This is a genomic window from Finegoldia magna ATCC 53516, assembly GCF_000159695.1.
GTDB lineage: Bacteria > Bacillota > Clostridia > Tissierellales > Peptoniphilaceae > Finegoldia > Finegoldia magna_F.
Map to the genome: position 1 here is coordinate 924,407 of NZ_CM000955.1, position 15,597 is coordinate 940,003.

Below are 15,597 nucleotides of genomic sequence, written 5' to 3' on the forward strand. Positions count from 1 at the left end.
CTTATTTTTATTTGTTGATATTATCGTTACCTTTTGGTTTTGCCAAAACAGAAATCACTATAAATACTACGCTAAATCCTAATATTATAAAAAGATTAGGAAGAATTTTCGAGATTTCTGGATTTTCTGCCAAAATTTCGTTGTTACTAATGTAGTAAAATCCTGGGAAAATTCTACCTATAGTTAAAGCAGTTTTCCCTAGTAATTCTTGCGGAACAAACGCCCCACACAAAAACGACGAACCAAGTGAGACGATGTTCATTACTCCTTGAACTGTGTTAGAATTTTTAATTACACTTGATATCATCACTGCCATCGACACCACAGATATAGTAAATACAAACGAATTAAGCATCATAAGATTGATGTGAGTCTTCGTAAAATCGTATTTGTACAAAACGCAGAATAGTATCATGTAAATTAACCAAAATACAAGTCCTGTGACTATGTGACCAAGCATCAACTCCATATTAATCCTAGTTCTTGGACATGGTGACACGTTGTTTCTCATAAGAATTGGCTGTTTTTTGTAGACCAAAGCAATATTCGAAACGACTAATATCACTTGCGCAAGTAGTAAGTAATTTAAAAAGTTAAAGTAGAATTTGGATTTATCTTTTTTAGAATTTACACTTCCCTCTTTAATGCTGACATCAATTTTTTTGTCCAAATCATCATTCGCATTTTTTATAGCTTCATCTTCAGTAAATCCACTTTTTTCGTAGGAACTAACTTGGCTTAGATAAATATTGATCTTTTCTTTGATATCCATCGCATAAGCATTATTCGGAGCGACTTTGTACAAAACTTCCCTCGTTTTATCGAAATCTTCCGGGATAATTACAGCCGCGTTGATAATATCGTAGAAAAGTTTGTCATCTACGATTTTTTCGTCCATTGTTTTTATCTTGGCGTTCTTGTCCAAATAATCGTACAAAGATTTGGACAGTTTAGTATTCGCTTTGTCTTGCACATATATATTTACATCAACTGGTTTGTACGAAGTTTGTGTAGTATTCTTCATAGCAAAGCTCATCAACACGAAGAAAATTATCGTGTACAAAAGTATAGGAGTTTTGTGTGCCCATGTGATTTTAAAATAATTTTTAAAGACTCTCATACTCTTTACCTCTCATGAAAAATAGTGACGCTACGACAAATACAACCGTAATTATCAAAAGATTAATAACGTCTTTGTTAAATCGTGCCATTGAATCGTAATAATACAACGAATACACCGCATCTGTAACGACTGCAACAGGATTGATTTTGTTGATAACTGGAAGCTTTTCTGCGATGATTACTTTTATTTCTGGAACCATCATTCCCGCCAAAAACGACATCAACATAGTTATTGCAATTCCCATTCCGATTTTTGTATCAAGACTTGCTTTGTTGGACACTCCAATTAATATTCCAAACGTAACTCCACAAAGAGATGAAATACTTGCAAGTCCAATCAATGCTCCAATCCTATCTCCGAATCCAACTCCAAGTGCGTATTTTAAATACGCGATAAATAAAACTGTGATTGCAAAATTGATTATCCAGCTTACTAGCACTGATGCAGAAAGCATGACGCTTTTTTTGGTTGGAGAAACTGCGTTACGCTTCGCATTTGTAGACAAGTTCGCTTCGTATTGGAAGCTAACGAAAAGCCCCCACATATATCCGTAAATTGTAGTCATCCCCAAAAGCGTGTAGAAAAACACATTCACAGGATCCATGTTTTTTCTTGAAATGTCTTTGATGTGATCGTCTACATTTAAGATTTTCCCAATATCAGCCGTAGGGTTTTTCTGCATAATCTTAGTTATCATGGATACTTTTTGAGAATATGAATTCATAATAGTTTCGACGATTGTCTCAGAAATTCCCGATTTTTTCGTGTAGATTTTATCCATTGAATCAATGTAGGCTTTTACATCTTCGTTAGTATTCAATATATCTTCGTTTTTTGATTCCACAACCTTGAAATATTTTTCATCCTCCATCTCATTCATGAAGTTTTTGAAATTATCATCTTGCATCAAAGTTTCATTGACTGCTACATCAATAGTTTTGAATTTGCTGTTTTCTGTGATATTTCCAAATGCGAGTTTGAAGAAAATCCCCAAAACAATCGGAAACAACAACGCCCAGAAAAGCATCGCTTTTTGTCTCAAAAGTAACTTAAAAGTATTTTTAAATGAATGTAAAAACATATCAATCCCTCAAATCTTTGCCCGTCAATTCCAAGAAAACATCGTTAAGACTTGGCTTTTCGACATTCAAAGAACTGTACTGAATGTTATTTTCATCCAAAAGTTTGATAAGTTTCATCAAATATCCATCTCCATGAGAAAAATTCAGCTTAAAATTGTCGTCCTTGTTTTCAAAGTTCATCAAATGAGGAAGAGATTTGATTTGAGCTATCACATCTTCATTTAATTCTTTCGCTGTGAAGCTTATCTTCTCATTCATTTCTATCATGTTCTTGAGTTGTTCCGATGATCCTTTTGCGATAACTTTGCCCTTGTCAATAATCACAATGTCATCACATAAGAAATCCACTTCGTCCATATAATGTGATGTGTAAATTATCGTTGAGCCATCTTCATTTAATTTTTTTATTCCTTCCAAAATTCTATTTCTAGATTGTGGATCGACAGCAACTGTCGGCTCATCTAGGATAATTATCTCAGGTTTGTGCGCAATTCCACATGCTATGTTCAGTCTTCTTAGTAAACCTCCCGATAATTTTTTCGGCTTAAACTTCACAAAATCATTCAGACTTACCAAATCCAACGCTCTTTTCACAAGCTTATTTCTTTCAGATTTGTCTTGTATGTACAATCCACAGAAGTAGTCGATGTTTTCGTAAACAGTCAACTCATCATACACTGCCACATCTTGAAATACCACGCCGATTCTTTTTTTGATATCATAAGCATCAGCAGACATTTCTTTTCCGAAAATCTTCACACTTCCAGAATCTTTTTTCAAAAGCGACAATATGCAATTGATAGTCGTGGATTTACCACTACCGTTTGGACCAAGCAATCCCAGAATTTCTCCTTTTTTCACGTCCAAATCCAAATTATCGACCGCAGTGAGTTCCTTGTATTTTTTCACAAGACCTCTGACCTCTATAAGGTTTTCCATAAGATCCTCCATAAATTTTATTTCTATCTATATTATATAATTAATCAATCATTACTGTGTAAAAAATTTGTAAACAAATCGCAAAATTAATTATAAAATCTCTAAATTCTACAAATTTGTCAAAAAAATCAGCACAAAGAACATCTTTATGCTGAATTAATTTCGTCTATGCTAATTTCTTTTTATCTTGGATATACGCAATTACTCCAAACACTGCACCTGTAACGATCGCAGGTAGCAACCATTCAAATCCAACAGAACTTAGAGGAAGAGTTTTGATTACATCTGTAAAACCTTGTAAAATTTTGAAATTTTGATTCAAAACCTCCACGAAACTCACGACAAATGTCGCAAGTACCGCTCCTGTGTATATCAAATCGTATTTTATATGTTTTTCGAAAATTCCTAAAAATATAAGTACCATAATTATAGGATAAACTGTAGATAAAATTGGAACTGCTGCTTTTATAAGCGCTTCAACTCCAACAAGTGAAAGCACACCAGAAATCACAACCGTTGCCAAAACAATTGGTTTGTATCCCAATTTATCTTTAGTGATATTTGAGAAGAAATCTCCAGCAATCGCACTTAGACCAACTGATGTAGTCAAACATGCCAATGACACTGCAATTCCTATCGCAATTTTGCCGGCTGAACCTAAAATATTTTGAACAGTTCCAAGTAGTATGTCTACTCTTGTGTTTTGAACAGTGTAAATCTTGGATGCAGTCGCTCCAACATAAATCAATCCACCGTAAATAATCGCCAACAAAACAAATGCCACAAGCCCAACCCATTTGACAAGCTTTAGTCTTTCTTCGTCGTTGACATATCCTTTTCTTTTCAAATCAGAAACTACAATCCCCGTCATTAGTGCTGCTCCCAGAGCATCCATAGTTTGATATCCTTCCGCAAATCCCTTCAAGAATATTTGATTTTCTGTAGCGATATTCATAACGCCTATAGGATCCACGATGCATTTTCCGATAATAACTAATAAAATAATTACCAATCCAGGCGTCAAATATTTACCGATTTTGTCGATAACTCCCGTTTCGTTAAACACAAAAATCGCCGTCAATGCGAAAAATATTAACGCAGTTACCCATTCTGGAGTTCCTGGAAAAACTTTAGACACAAAAACTTCGTGAGTTGTCGCTGCAGTTCTAGGAATTGCAAAAAGCGGTCCAATAGTCAATATGGTAACGGTTCCAAGAATCTTAGCAAATTTATTTCCAACTCTTCTTCCGAGATCTTCAGCTCCCCCACCAAGTTTAGCTGTGATAATTACCCCAAGTATCGGTAGCACAGGGTCTGTCAATAAAAATCCTAGCATTGCCTTTTTGTACTCAGTTCCCGAAAGCACACCCAAATAAGGTGGAAAAATCAGATTTCCTGCGCCAAAGAATATTGCAAATAATGCAAATCCTACGATAATGACGTCCTTAAATTTCTTATTCAAAATATCCTCCTATGTATTTCTATATCTTTATAGAAAATGATTTCATAATTAAATTTTAATTCTAAAAAGTTTTATTGTCAAATTTATTTATTCCATTATCAAAATAAAGCGTAAAATTTTTACACATAGGATAAATTTTTTCAAAAAAAATCATAGGCCAAATCAATGACCTATGATTGTAATTTTATTCTACTACTTTTCCGCCTTTTTTCTTTTGTTTATCGTTGTAAACTTTCTTAGCTATACCAATCATGATTGATAATGCGAACAATGTCAAAAGTCCCAAGAAAAGTTTTTGTGCTCCACCAGTCAATGTTCCTCCAACATATGAATAAACAATTGTTGCAGGTAATTGACCAATTCCAGTCGCGATGAAGAATGGCCAGAATCCCATGTTAGTAAGACCTGCTCCATAACTTACAAAGTCGAATGAAACGAATGGTAAAAGTCTACAAATTAATATTGCATATTTTCCGTATCTTTCGAAGAATACGTCAACACTTTCCATCGCACCTTTGCTTGTAAGTCTTTCGACAGCATCTCTTCCCAAAGCTCTTGCTAAGAAGAAGCAAAGTGCAGCTCCTGCCATCGCCGATGACCAAGAAAGCATAGCTCCCTTAACCCATCCAAATATTGCAGCATTTGATAAAGTAATCAAGAATGCTGGAATAGGGGCAGCAATTGATTGAAGAACCATTAATATAAATGATACAACCGCTGCTTGTTTTCCGTAAGATCTCAAATATGCTACTACTACATCAGTGTCTAATTTTGAAATCGTAGAGAAAGCTTCATTTGTTTTTGCTTTAATTGAAGGTACGAAGAAATACAATCCCAATAAAACTCCAATGATTACCAAAGCGATAATTCTTTGGATTTTTCTCTTGTGTTTAAGTTCAGCTATTTCTTCTGGTGTTTTTTCTTCTCTTAAATCGCTAAGTTTAACTTCTTCTTCCTTCATTGCTTTACGTTCTTCTCTAGTGTAGAATTTTTGATATTTCTTTTGAGTAAGAACTATATAAAGGTTGATTAAGTTAATCACAACGACAACTATAATTGTAGGAAGTAAAATATTCTTAACTGGTCCATGATACATCACAAATTCTTTTACAATGTAGATAAGACTTTGAGTTTTCCCACCTATAAGTGCAATTAAAGCTATCGCTACTTCCAAAGCGAAGAATACATATCTGTTGATATTTGTATAAGCAATTCCTAGTATCAGTCCAAAAGCCGTAAAGATAAACATTACTAGCTGCTGACTAACCATCATTTCGTAGTTTACGTTGAATAGTAATAGTAGACAACATAAAACCCCGATGGCTACGCCCGTAGTTAAATAATAAAATATCGCCCTTAACTTTTTCACTTGATACCTCTATTAATCTTCAAGAGTGTAAGTTACTGCTACATAAGTTCCGTCTTCTGGAAGAACGTCTGGATTACCAGTAAATTTAACTTCGTTTCTCTTTTCTACAGCACCATAAGTGTAAGTTGTGTTAGAAATAATTCCTACTGGACAAGAATCCAAGCAAGTTAAGCAACCTGTTTTTTTAGTTTTTGCTCTTTCTAAGTTTCCACCAAATCTAAAATCAATTTTCTTTCCATTGCTATCTTTGATTACTTCGTTGATATCATAATCTTTTCCTGCGCCTTCCCAAGTTACAGTTGCGCCAATTTTTGATCCTTCAACGTGAGTTGTTGTAGCATTGTCTGGGTTCATATTTTCACCAGGTTTTGCACCGATTTCGATTAATGCATTGTAGAAATCTTCTGGAGTAGCATATGCAGTAAGAACTGATTTTGCTCCGTTACTTCCGTCAGTGTTTACAGATGCGTGTCTAGTTGCTTCAGTAAAATATTTACCATTTACAGAAGATAAAACTGTAATTTTCTTAGCTTCTTTGTCTACTTTGATTGGGTTTTTCAAAGAAACGCCATTTACTTCGTCATCTGCTTTCTTTTCTTCTTTGTTTTCTTCCTTCTTAGAATCATCTTTAGCTTGTTCAGTTGTTTGAGTATTGTTTGTTTCTTCTTTTTTATCGTCTGCTTTTTGTGAACAGCCAGCTAATCCTACTATTGCTAGACATAAAAATCCAGCTACTAATTTTTTTCTTAAATTCATAATTCATCCCTCCATTATCAATTTGATGTAATTATATCACATATATTTAATCTTGTATATAATTTTAAATTTAATAAATATTTATCTAGTTTTAATTCATGATTTTTTTCTTGCCGGTAATATAATCTTCCAACTTGTATATCAGAAAAATGTATATAACCGCATTTCCAATCATGTGGTTAATGTCGAACGGAATTGATGTCATGTATCTTGCAATGAATACATTCATTCCCATAACAGTCATGCATTCCATCAAAGTAATTATAAGTCCATACAAAAATCCCGACACAGACAATGCGATAGTTTTCGTTACCAATGTTTTTTTCAATTTAAAAACATTAAAAATTGCATAGTTAAATACAGCCAAGATGAAAAAGTCCACCACTTGGAACAAAACCCATATTCCAAACCCAAGCACAAAACTTGTGACTACCATCGTGACTGCATTAACAAATAGTGACTCTTTTAGGTTTTTTTCAATTGCAAGTATCAGTATGACATCCGACAAGATTTTTACATTCGGAATTATATTCAAATATATTCTTGTCAGGATGCATACTGCTGATAATATTGCAATTCTAGTCAAATCACTAGTTTTCATTATTTCATTTCTTGAAATTTGAATTCTATCTTGTCGTTTTCGTTAACTTTGTAATCGCCGATTCCTACTTCTGCCATTTTGTCGTTAACATAGTACATCCAGTATTGTTTCTTAGCTGGATCTTGTTTTACGCCTTCTAATTCAGTCATCATACCTTTTTCAAAAACTGCTTTGTGATTTTTTTCAAGGTAAGATTGTAAGTTTTCATCTTTTTTGATTTCTGCATCTTCTTTTAAGATTTCTTTGTTGTTTACTTCATCCATTACAACGATTGAAACCTTAGTAGCTTCACTCTCAGATGCTTTTTCTTCTGTTTTGTTTTCATCTGTTTTTGCTTGTTCTTGTGTTTGTTCTGTTTTTTGTGGTTCTTGGGCCTTATCTTTGTCAGCGTTACAAGCTGTCAATGAGAACACAAGCATCATCAATACCAATAATTTTTTCTTCATAATCATCTCTCCTTTGGAAATTCCATCGCTTTAGCGAATATTTTTTCATAGTCCTTTGTCATTGATAATTCTATATAATTCATATCTTCAGCAAGAGTGGACATTTCTTCTTTTATTTTATCATTCATTAAACACATGTACGCTCCTATTAAAGATGAATTACCTACATAACTTATTTTGGATTCAATTTCGTAAGGTAGAATTCCCACACCTACGATTGACGATGGTTTCAAATGACTTCCAAATTGACCTGCTACAATACATTCGTTCAAATCAGAAATATCCAATCCCTCTTCATCCAAAAGTTTTATAAAACCAGAAAGTATCGCTCCTTTTGCAAGTTGCACTTGTCTGATGTCAGATTGCGTGATAACAAGTTCATCAGTCATCATGAACTCTCTTTTATCATCCACAATTCTTACCAAATCTTTTCTAAAATCATCGACAGAGTTTGGGTCGATTATCCTTCCTCTTTTGTTGACGATTTTATTTCTAACAATTTCACTGATTACAGAAAGAATACCACTACCACAAATCCCTTTTGGAGGTTTGTCGCCGATAGTTTGTAATTTGACGTTTGACCCATCAATTACAACATCTTCAATGGCTCCTCGTTCTGCTCTCATTCCGCATTTTATATTCATACCTTCAAGTGCAGGACCAGCTGCACAAGAGCAACAATACAATTTGTCATTAGTCTTCAAAACTATTTCGCCGTTTGTACCGATATCTATAAACAGTGTGTTTTCTCTGTTTCTCATATCCGTAACATAAGCACCAGCAACGATGTCTGCTCCGATATACGCTGAAACATTCGGCAAAGTGTACAACTTTGCGTCCAAATTCAGTCCAATATCCTCGCACATCAAACTCTTTGCTTCAGTGAACAGTGGTTTGTAAGGGAATTTCCCCAAGCTTCTTGCATCCACTCCCAAAAGCATGTGAACCATTGTAGTGTTAGCCGCAATGTCCACTTCTTTTATATCTTTTCTTTCGATTTTTGATTCGACAATCATCTTGTCTATCAATTTATTCATAGAACTTACAATGCTGTGTTGAAGAATTTTCGCTGCATTTTCATTTTCAAACTCAAACGTAATTCTCGTAAGCACATCCAAGCCGTACTTTGTTTGCGCATTAAGTGCAGAGTTTTTCGCAATGATATCTCCAGTTTTCAAATCTACCAAGTTCATGCACACAGTTGTAGTACCGATGTCCACACAAATCCCGTAGCCGTCCCTGTATTGTTTTTCAAACTCTGGCATTTCTCCTGAATCAAGTACATCTATGGAGCTATTTTCGCTCAAAGTTTCCACGATGACATCGCCATTCATTGTAACTGCACAAGAAAGCCTAATTCCGTTTTCGATTTCTTCTTTTTTAAGAAGTCTTTTTTCGGTATCAGTGATTTCGTTGACATTTCCTTCTATGATTTTAATCTTGCACTTACCACAAGTTAGCTTACCATTGCATGAGTTATCGATGTAGACGTCGTTTTCAAGCAAAGCATTCATCAAATTGTAGTTCTTGTCGTCTTCTAATTCAATTGTTCTGTTTAAATTATTTATTCTTATCTTCATAATCGTAATTCTTAGATGCTGTTATTATTGATTTCAAATTTTCAAGTGGCGATCTCATACCTATTCCACAAGCTGGAGATAGAATATTTGATCCGTTGTTTACCGATATTTTTGCCAATTTTTGGATTTTTTCACTGTCTGAGTATTCAAGCGCATAAGTCGACACATTGCCCATCAACACGTGATGCTTCAATACTTTCTTCGCATCTTTCAATGAAACGATTGAATCGAAGCTCAAGCAATCAGAGTGAATGTCGTTGCACAAATCAAGTACAGGAGTCATTCTTCCACATATGTGAACAATTTTAGGAACGTCTTTGATTCCATCCAAAAACTTATTCAAATATTGCACGGTGAATTCTTTGAAAAATTTTGGTCCCATTATTTCGCCAGTACCAGAAGGATCTGAAACTGCGATCACATCTGCTCCTGCGTCGATTTGTCTATTGGCAAATTCTATTAAATGATCTGTAACGTAATCCATAAATTCGTGAACTCTTTGTGGGTCTTTTCTAAGAGCCTTGTAGTATTTTACAGAATCCATTATTGATGATGCAGTGCTTACAGGGCCTGTGATATTTCCAATAATTGGGGCGTTTTTTTCTTCGTCCTTCAAGATTTTAATAGCCTCAATCACAATATCACTTCTGGAATCTTCTTTCTTGAAATCTTTGATTTTTTCCCAATCCTTGATATTATCGAATGCGTATTCGATAACATGTGGTTCGTAAATTTCATTTCCAAAATCGACAACTGAACCCATATCTTCAGCTTCAATCGTCATGCAGAATGGAACTCCAATATTTTCGAAAATTTTTTCGTCGTAGATAGCTTTCGCCAAATCAGCCATTTTCCTAGAATCCAAGTGAGCTTCCGGAAGGTAAATATCTTTCAATTCCATTAGCTCCTTGGATATCATATTCATCATTCCACCCGGACAAATCACAGGAATTCTATCGATGAAAATATGATTTAACGCATTTTTTAATCTATCTTTTTCGTTAATCATCTCTATCCTACTTATCTTTACCAACTAATTTTTTAGCAGCTTCTACAGCTTCAACGGCATTTTCAGTGTAAGAATCTGCACCGATTTTATCTGCGAATGATTGAGAGATAGGACCTCCACCGATCATAACTTTGAATCTATCTCTAAGTCCTTGTTCTTTTAACATTTCGATAACTTTACCCATGTTGTCCATAGTAGTTGTCATCAAAGTTGACATACAAATCAAATCAGCGTTGTTTTCAACTGCTGCATCGATGAAGTTTTGCAATTTAACATCACGACCCAAATCGATCATCTTAAATCCTGCAGTTTGCATCATCAATTTAACCAAGTTTTTGCCGATATCGTGAGTATCCCCTTCAACAACTCCGATTACTCCAACTCCAAGAATATCGTCGTCGTTCATTTCTACGTATTTTTGTAAAACGTCCAAACCAGCATACATGGCATCACTGCAAAGCAAAATATCTGTAATGAAATATTCTTCTTCATCAAAAAGCTTACTTGCTTGTTGCATACCTTTGATAAGTCCGTCGAATATACCTTGCTTAGCATCAAATCCCTTGTCGATATATTCTTGGCACACATCAGCGATGTCTTCGTCTTCCATTTCTACTACCATTTCTGCCATTTTATCCAAATATTCTTGTTGTGTATTCATACTACCTCCTAATAATTATCTCATTAATTTTCATAAATTTCTTATCTGACAAATTCATACATCTATCGCCGAAAATCTTGTGCTCTCCTTCAAATAAGAAATCAACGTATCTTTGTTCTTCGTCTTTTTCAATTGGTCTGAACTCTGCCTTGTCCAAACTAATCAAAGCCATCGTGGATTTTGGACATAAGTGAAAATTGAATGGTTTGTCGATATTTTGAATATCTTCCAAAAACTTCATCAAAAACTCATCCACATACAATTGCATTTGCTTAGGTCCAATAATATCAGCACCCGCCAAACTGTCGGAAAAACTAATCAATTTTATTCCACAGTCGACTAATTTTCCGATATATTCAACCAAAGCTTTTCTGATTTCATCGTAAAGCTCGACGATTTTGTCGTGTTTTTTTCTGAAAGATCTGAAAACAACCTCAGAGCTTGCCAAGTTATCCAATATAACCAATGGACCAGCAACCTCCACGATAACTCTTTTATCGTCCTTCATTTTATCTATTGCTTCAAACAAAGCTTTGACATGTTTTTGATTGTAATCAAAATCAATCACAATATCATCCACATTATCGTATTTGTACTTGCTAACTTTACCAAGTTCAGCGACAGCACCCATTGCTTCTGATTCTAATGTAGAAGACATAGGAATACTTGCATAATCCTTGTCCTTGAAATGTTCTACCAAACAATCCGCATCTTCAAATAATCCCGGATCAGTGATGGGCATCGTTTCCATTATAATACAATTATAAGTTCCAACTTTACTCATTATTCACCTCGATTATTACAAAATCATCGCTATCAGATATTGAATCTGATACTTCCAATCCACTCAAAGTTTTGCTAACAAAAACTTTCTTATCTGCAATCTCAACATTTCCCTTCGCTCTAACGATACTTTTTGAGTCCAAAAACTTTTCCAAATCATCTTTTGAATTGAATTTCAATTTCTTTTGAACATTGGTCTTAAATTTGGAATCTTCGTGAGAATGTTTACCGTGGTCGTGATGATGATGTTTGCCACAGCATTTGTGACCGTGACCGTGACAACAACATTCGTGTTTGTCTTCTTTCTTGTCGTCAGCAAATTCACTCACAATATCTTCTGGATTCATCTTTCTGAAGTCCTCCTTGTGAATAATTGCATGTTTGTTAAATTGTTCGATTGACTTCTTCACTTCTTCGATTTTTTCTTCTTCCAAATTTTCAACGTTCGTTATGTATATTATATCAGCATTTTTGATTTGATCATTGAAAAATTCTCCGAAATCATCGTGAAAGCAAATGTAACTGTCGCAATCGACAATTGTCACGCATTTTTGGATTTGCAAATTCTCTTCGTCTTTTAAAACTTCCAATATATCCGTTAATTTCGCAACTCCAGTTGGCTCAATTATGATGTATTCAAATTGGTCTTTGTCGATTTTGTGAATAATTTCCTTAAAATCGCTCTTCAATCCACAGCAAATACATCCCGAATTGATTTCAATTATATCGTCGTTTTTTATCAACATTGAATCAATACTCACATCTCCGAATTCATTTTCCAATACCAAAGTATTTTTGTTGAATCCCAAAATGTGATTGATAAAAGTTGTCTTGCCTGAACCTAAAAAGCCCGACACTATTACTGTTTTCATATTATCACCCATTTTCATTTTAACATATTTGATATTGGATATTGCCCAAATAATAATGACTTATTGGATAATCAAATAAATCATTATTTCATCTTCACGAAGGCTAATACTCTATTTTGATAAATTTTTATGATTAAATGTAGTTTAATATTTGATTTGTCACGCAGGAAATCATTATTAAAAAAATAGATTCAGTTTCATTTCAATTTTATTAATAAGAAATTTCATTTATTTAAATTTTTATTAAATTTAAATGAATAAAAAATACCACTTATAAAATATTTCAATAAATGACTGAATTTTTCTATGATAAAATTATAATGCAATTTATAACAATAAATTTATTTATTTAAAAAATCAAAAAAGGAGGATTTATATGTTCAAAGATGAGATGACTCCAAAGGAGAGAATGGAGACCTTCTCAAAAGGTGAAGAAATGGACAGAATTCCAGTTGTTCCTGATATGGGCGTTACTATGAGTGACTATTTGGGATATAAGACTTGGGATTATTATTCAAATTCTGATGTAATCGCCGATACGGAAGTAGCTTTGTTCAAAAGGTTCTACCACGATTCTATCAGCGTGTCCACTACTTTAAGAGGAATGGCAGAAGCCATGGGAACTGAAATTTGGTATCCAGAAGATGGTATTTCACAATTAAAAGAACCAGTTGTGAAAAAGGTCGAAGATATCGAAAAATTAAAAATCATCAATCCATTAAAAGATGGAAAGCTACCAGTGTTGATCGAAGCATTGGAAAAAATCAGAGACCAAGTCGGTGATGTTGCATCAATCGGTGCTGCAATGACTGGACCATTTTCTGTTGCGGCAAGTGTTTTGGGAACTGAAACTTTACTTCGTTGGATGGTTAAGAAAAAGGATGCTCTTCATAAAATTATGGATATCATCACTATTAACAACGGAGAATACATTAAGGAAGTTGGCAGTAGAGGATTTGGAATGGGATTTGCCGATCCAGTTTCAAGTACTACTTTGATTCGTAAGAAACAATTCGAAGAATTTTCACTTCCATATTTAAAGAGAAACATTGCAGACGTTAAAAAATACTGTGGTTCTTCTGCAGGTTTGCATATTTGTGGTGACTCAAAAGATTTGTGGCCATTATTAAAAGATTCAGGAATTGGTAACTTCTCATTGGATAACTGTGAAAGTTTATTAGAAGCTAAGGAAATTCTTGGTAACGACATTGTTATCACAGGAAATGTTCCTCCAGTAGATGTTATGTATTTGGGAAATACTGAAGATGTTAAAAAATCTGTAAAAGAATGTATCGACATCGGTTACGATTCTCCATGTGGATATGTGTTGTCAACAGGTTGTCAAATTCCAAAAGGAACAAAAATGGAAAATATCGACGCGTTCATGGAATACGGACGTGAATTCGGAAATTATAAAAGATTAAAGGAGCTAAAAAATGAAACCAAATAAAAAAGCACTTCTTCCACTTGTAGTGTTCGTGCTATTCTATGTATTATCAGGTGTGGTATTATCACTTCGTGGAGTGGAAATGCCATTCTATCAAATCCCTTCACCTATTTCTATAATGATTGGTGTTGTTGTAGCATTCATTATTTTTGAAGGAACTATCAACGAAAAAGCCGACGATTTCGTAAAAGGTTGCGGCGATGAAAACATAATTATCATGTGTATTATTTACTTATTAGCTGGAGCGTTCGCTCAAGTTACTAAAGCAAGTGGCGCAGTAGAATCTGTTGTAAACTTCAGTTTATCAATCGTACCTGTAAACTTCTTGGTACCAGGAATTTTCTTGATTTCTACATTCTTGTCAATTGCAACTGGTTCATCTGTAGGATCAGTAGTAGCATTGGGACCTATCGTTTTTGGTGTTGCAGAAAAAGTTGGTATCAATCCAGCACTAATGCTTGCAGCTTTGATTTGTGGAGCAATGGCCGGAGATAACTTGTCATTAATCTCAGATACGACAATCGCAGCTACAAGAACACAAAATATCGGAATGAAACAAAAATTCGTAATGAACTCAAGATTTGCTTTCCCAGCAATTATAATTTCTACAATTATTTTCGCAATCATTGGAAGACCAGACACAACTATCACAATGGTTAAAGAAAGCTACAACTTGGTTTATGTAATCCCTTATATATTAGTAATCGTAACAGCATTAATGGGAATGAACGTATTATTGGTATTATTCTCTGGTACATTACTAGCCGGAATAATCGGTATGATTTACGGAAAATTCGACACAATTATGTTGTCACAAACAATTTTTCAAGGATTCACAGGAGTATTAGAAATCTTCTTATTATCAATGTTTACTGGTGGTCTTGCTTACATGGTTAGAAAGCACGGTGGTATTGATTGGATCATAATGAAAGTCAAAAACAAAGTTAAAGGTACAAAAAGTGCTGAAGCTGCAATCGCTGCATTAGTTGGACTTACAAACGTAGCCGTAGCAAACAACACAGTATCTATTTTGATTACTGGACAAGTTGCATCTGAACTTACAAAAGAATACGATGTAAAACCATCACGTGTTGCATCACTTTTGGATACAACAAGCTGCGTTATCCAAGGAATTATCCCTTACGGAGCACAAATCTTAATCGCATCTGGACTTACTGCAGGAAAAGTTGCACCAACAGATATCATTCCTTTCTTAGTTAACCAATACGTATTATTGGCAATGATGATCCTAACAATCATCACAAGATTTGGAACAAATTCAGATCCTGCCACAGAAGTTGCAGATGATTAATAGCAAACAAAAACACCTCTCATGAGGTGTTTTTTTGATTGCAATTTTTTGTAAAATCAAAATCAGTTATTAAAAACTCGAAAGTATTATTAGTGATTTCTACACTTTTGCTGATTGTTGTACTTTTAAAAAAACATCATTCCATATACAAAAAA

At 34.3% G+C, this 15,597-nt stretch carries 15 protein-coding genes; 2 read left to right on the plus strand and 13 right to left on the minus strand.

The window, feature by feature from the left end:
* Window positions 1-7: 7 nt before the first annotated feature.
* From HMPREF0391_RS04300 to HMPREF0391_RS04360, 13 genes are all read right to left on the minus strand, one after another.
* The gene (locus tag HMPREF0391_RS04300) at window positions 8-1,120 is read right to left on the minus strand and encodes an ABC transporter permease (RefSeq protein ID WP_002835673.1); all 1,113 of its coding nucleotides are present in this window, start codon (window positions 1,118-1,120) and stop codon (window positions 8-10) included.
* A complete protein-coding gene (locus HMPREF0391_RS04305) occupies window positions 1,107-2,204 on the minus strand; it encodes an ABC transporter permease (protein WP_002835674.1) in 1,098 nt (365 codons plus the stop codon). The genes HMPREF0391_RS04300 and HMPREF0391_RS04305 overlap by 14 nt, the downstream gene beginning before the upstream one ends.
* A gap of 1 nt (window position 2,205) precedes the next feature.
* Entirely contained in the window at window positions 2,206-3,144 is a 939-nt protein-coding gene (locus HMPREF0391_RS04310) for an ABC transporter ATP-binding protein (protein ID WP_035109301.1), read from the minus strand.
* Window positions 3,145-3,310: 166 nt separating this feature from the next.
* The gene (gene brnQ, locus HMPREF0391_RS04315; protein ID WP_002835677.1) at window positions 3,311-4,606 is read right to left on the minus strand and encodes a branched-chain amino acid transport system II carrier protein; all 1,296 of its coding nucleotides are present in this window, start codon (window positions 4,604-4,606) and stop codon (window positions 3,311-3,313) included.
* Window positions 4,607-4,790: 184 nt separating this feature from the next.
* Window positions 4,791-5,975: a TVP38/TMEM64 family protein gene (locus HMPREF0391_RS09730; protein WP_230454537.1), complete on the minus strand. Its 1,185-nt coding sequence runs from the start codon at window positions 5,973-5,975 to the stop codon at window positions 4,791-4,793.
* 12 nt (window positions 5,976-5,987) lie between these two features.
* On the minus strand, window positions 5,988-6,731 hold the full coding sequence (locus HMPREF0391_RS04325; RefSeq protein WP_002835679.1) for a YdjY domain-containing protein: 744 nt from the start codon (window positions 6,729-6,731) through the stop codon (window positions 5,988-5,990).
* Between the two features lie 91 nt (window positions 6,732-6,822).
* Window positions 6,823-7,332, minus strand: coding sequence for a hypothetical protein (locus HMPREF0391_RS04330; protein WP_002835680.1), 510 nt, complete (start codon window positions 7,330-7,332; stop codon window positions 6,823-6,825).
* Window positions 7,332-7,778: a DUF4430 domain-containing protein gene (locus tag HMPREF0391_RS04335; RefSeq protein WP_225559912.1), complete on the minus strand. Its 447-nt coding sequence runs from the start codon at window positions 7,776-7,778 to the stop codon at window positions 7,332-7,334. Before HMPREF0391_RS04335 ends, HMPREF0391_RS04330 begins: the two co-directional genes overlap by 1 nt.
* Window positions 7,779-7,780: 2 nt before the next feature.
* A complete protein-coding gene (locus tag HMPREF0391_RS04340; RefSeq protein ID WP_002835682.1) occupies window positions 7,781-9,358 on the minus strand; it encodes an ASKHA domain-containing protein in 1,578 nt (525 codons plus the stop codon).
* Window positions 9,339-10,367: an MtaA/CmuA family methyltransferase gene (locus HMPREF0391_RS04345; RefSeq protein WP_002835683.1), complete on the minus strand. Its 1,029-nt coding sequence runs from the start codon at window positions 10,365-10,367 to the stop codon at window positions 9,339-9,341. The genes HMPREF0391_RS04340 and HMPREF0391_RS04345 overlap by 20 nt, the downstream gene beginning before the upstream one ends.
* Before the next feature lie 7 nt (window positions 10,368-10,374).
* Window positions 10,375-11,028, minus strand: coding sequence for a corrinoid protein (locus HMPREF0391_RS04350; RefSeq protein ID WP_002835684.1), 654 nt, complete (start codon window positions 11,026-11,028; stop codon window positions 10,375-10,377).
* A gap of 1 nt (window position 11,029) precedes the next feature.
* Window positions 11,030-11,812 (minus strand): methylcobamide--CoM methyltransferase, encoded by a 783-nt coding sequence (locus HMPREF0391_RS04355; protein WP_002835685.1) that lies wholly within the window; start codon window positions 11,810-11,812, stop codon window positions 11,030-11,032.
* Window positions 11,805-12,683: a GTP-binding protein gene (locus tag HMPREF0391_RS04360; RefSeq protein ID WP_230454538.1), complete on the minus strand. Its 879-nt coding sequence runs from the start codon at window positions 12,681-12,683 to the stop codon at window positions 11,805-11,807. Before HMPREF0391_RS04360 ends, HMPREF0391_RS04355 begins: the two co-directional genes overlap by 8 nt.
* A gap of 376 nt (window positions 12,684-13,059) precedes the next feature.
* Here HMPREF0391_RS04360 and HMPREF0391_RS04365 point away from each other — a divergent pair, with 376 nt between their 5' ends.
* Window positions 13,060-14,133, plus strand: coding sequence for a methylcobamide--CoM methyltransferase (locus HMPREF0391_RS04365; protein ID WP_002835689.1), 1,074 nt, complete (start codon window positions 13,060-13,062; stop codon window positions 14,131-14,133).
* Complete coding sequence (locus HMPREF0391_RS04370; RefSeq protein ID WP_002835690.1) at window positions 14,120-15,442, plus strand: Na+/H+ antiporter NhaC family protein; 1,323 nt, start codon at window positions 14,120-14,122, stop codon at window positions 15,440-15,442. The genes HMPREF0391_RS04365 and HMPREF0391_RS04370 overlap by 14 nt, the downstream gene beginning before the upstream one ends.
* Window positions 15,443-15,597: the final 155 nt, after the last annotated feature.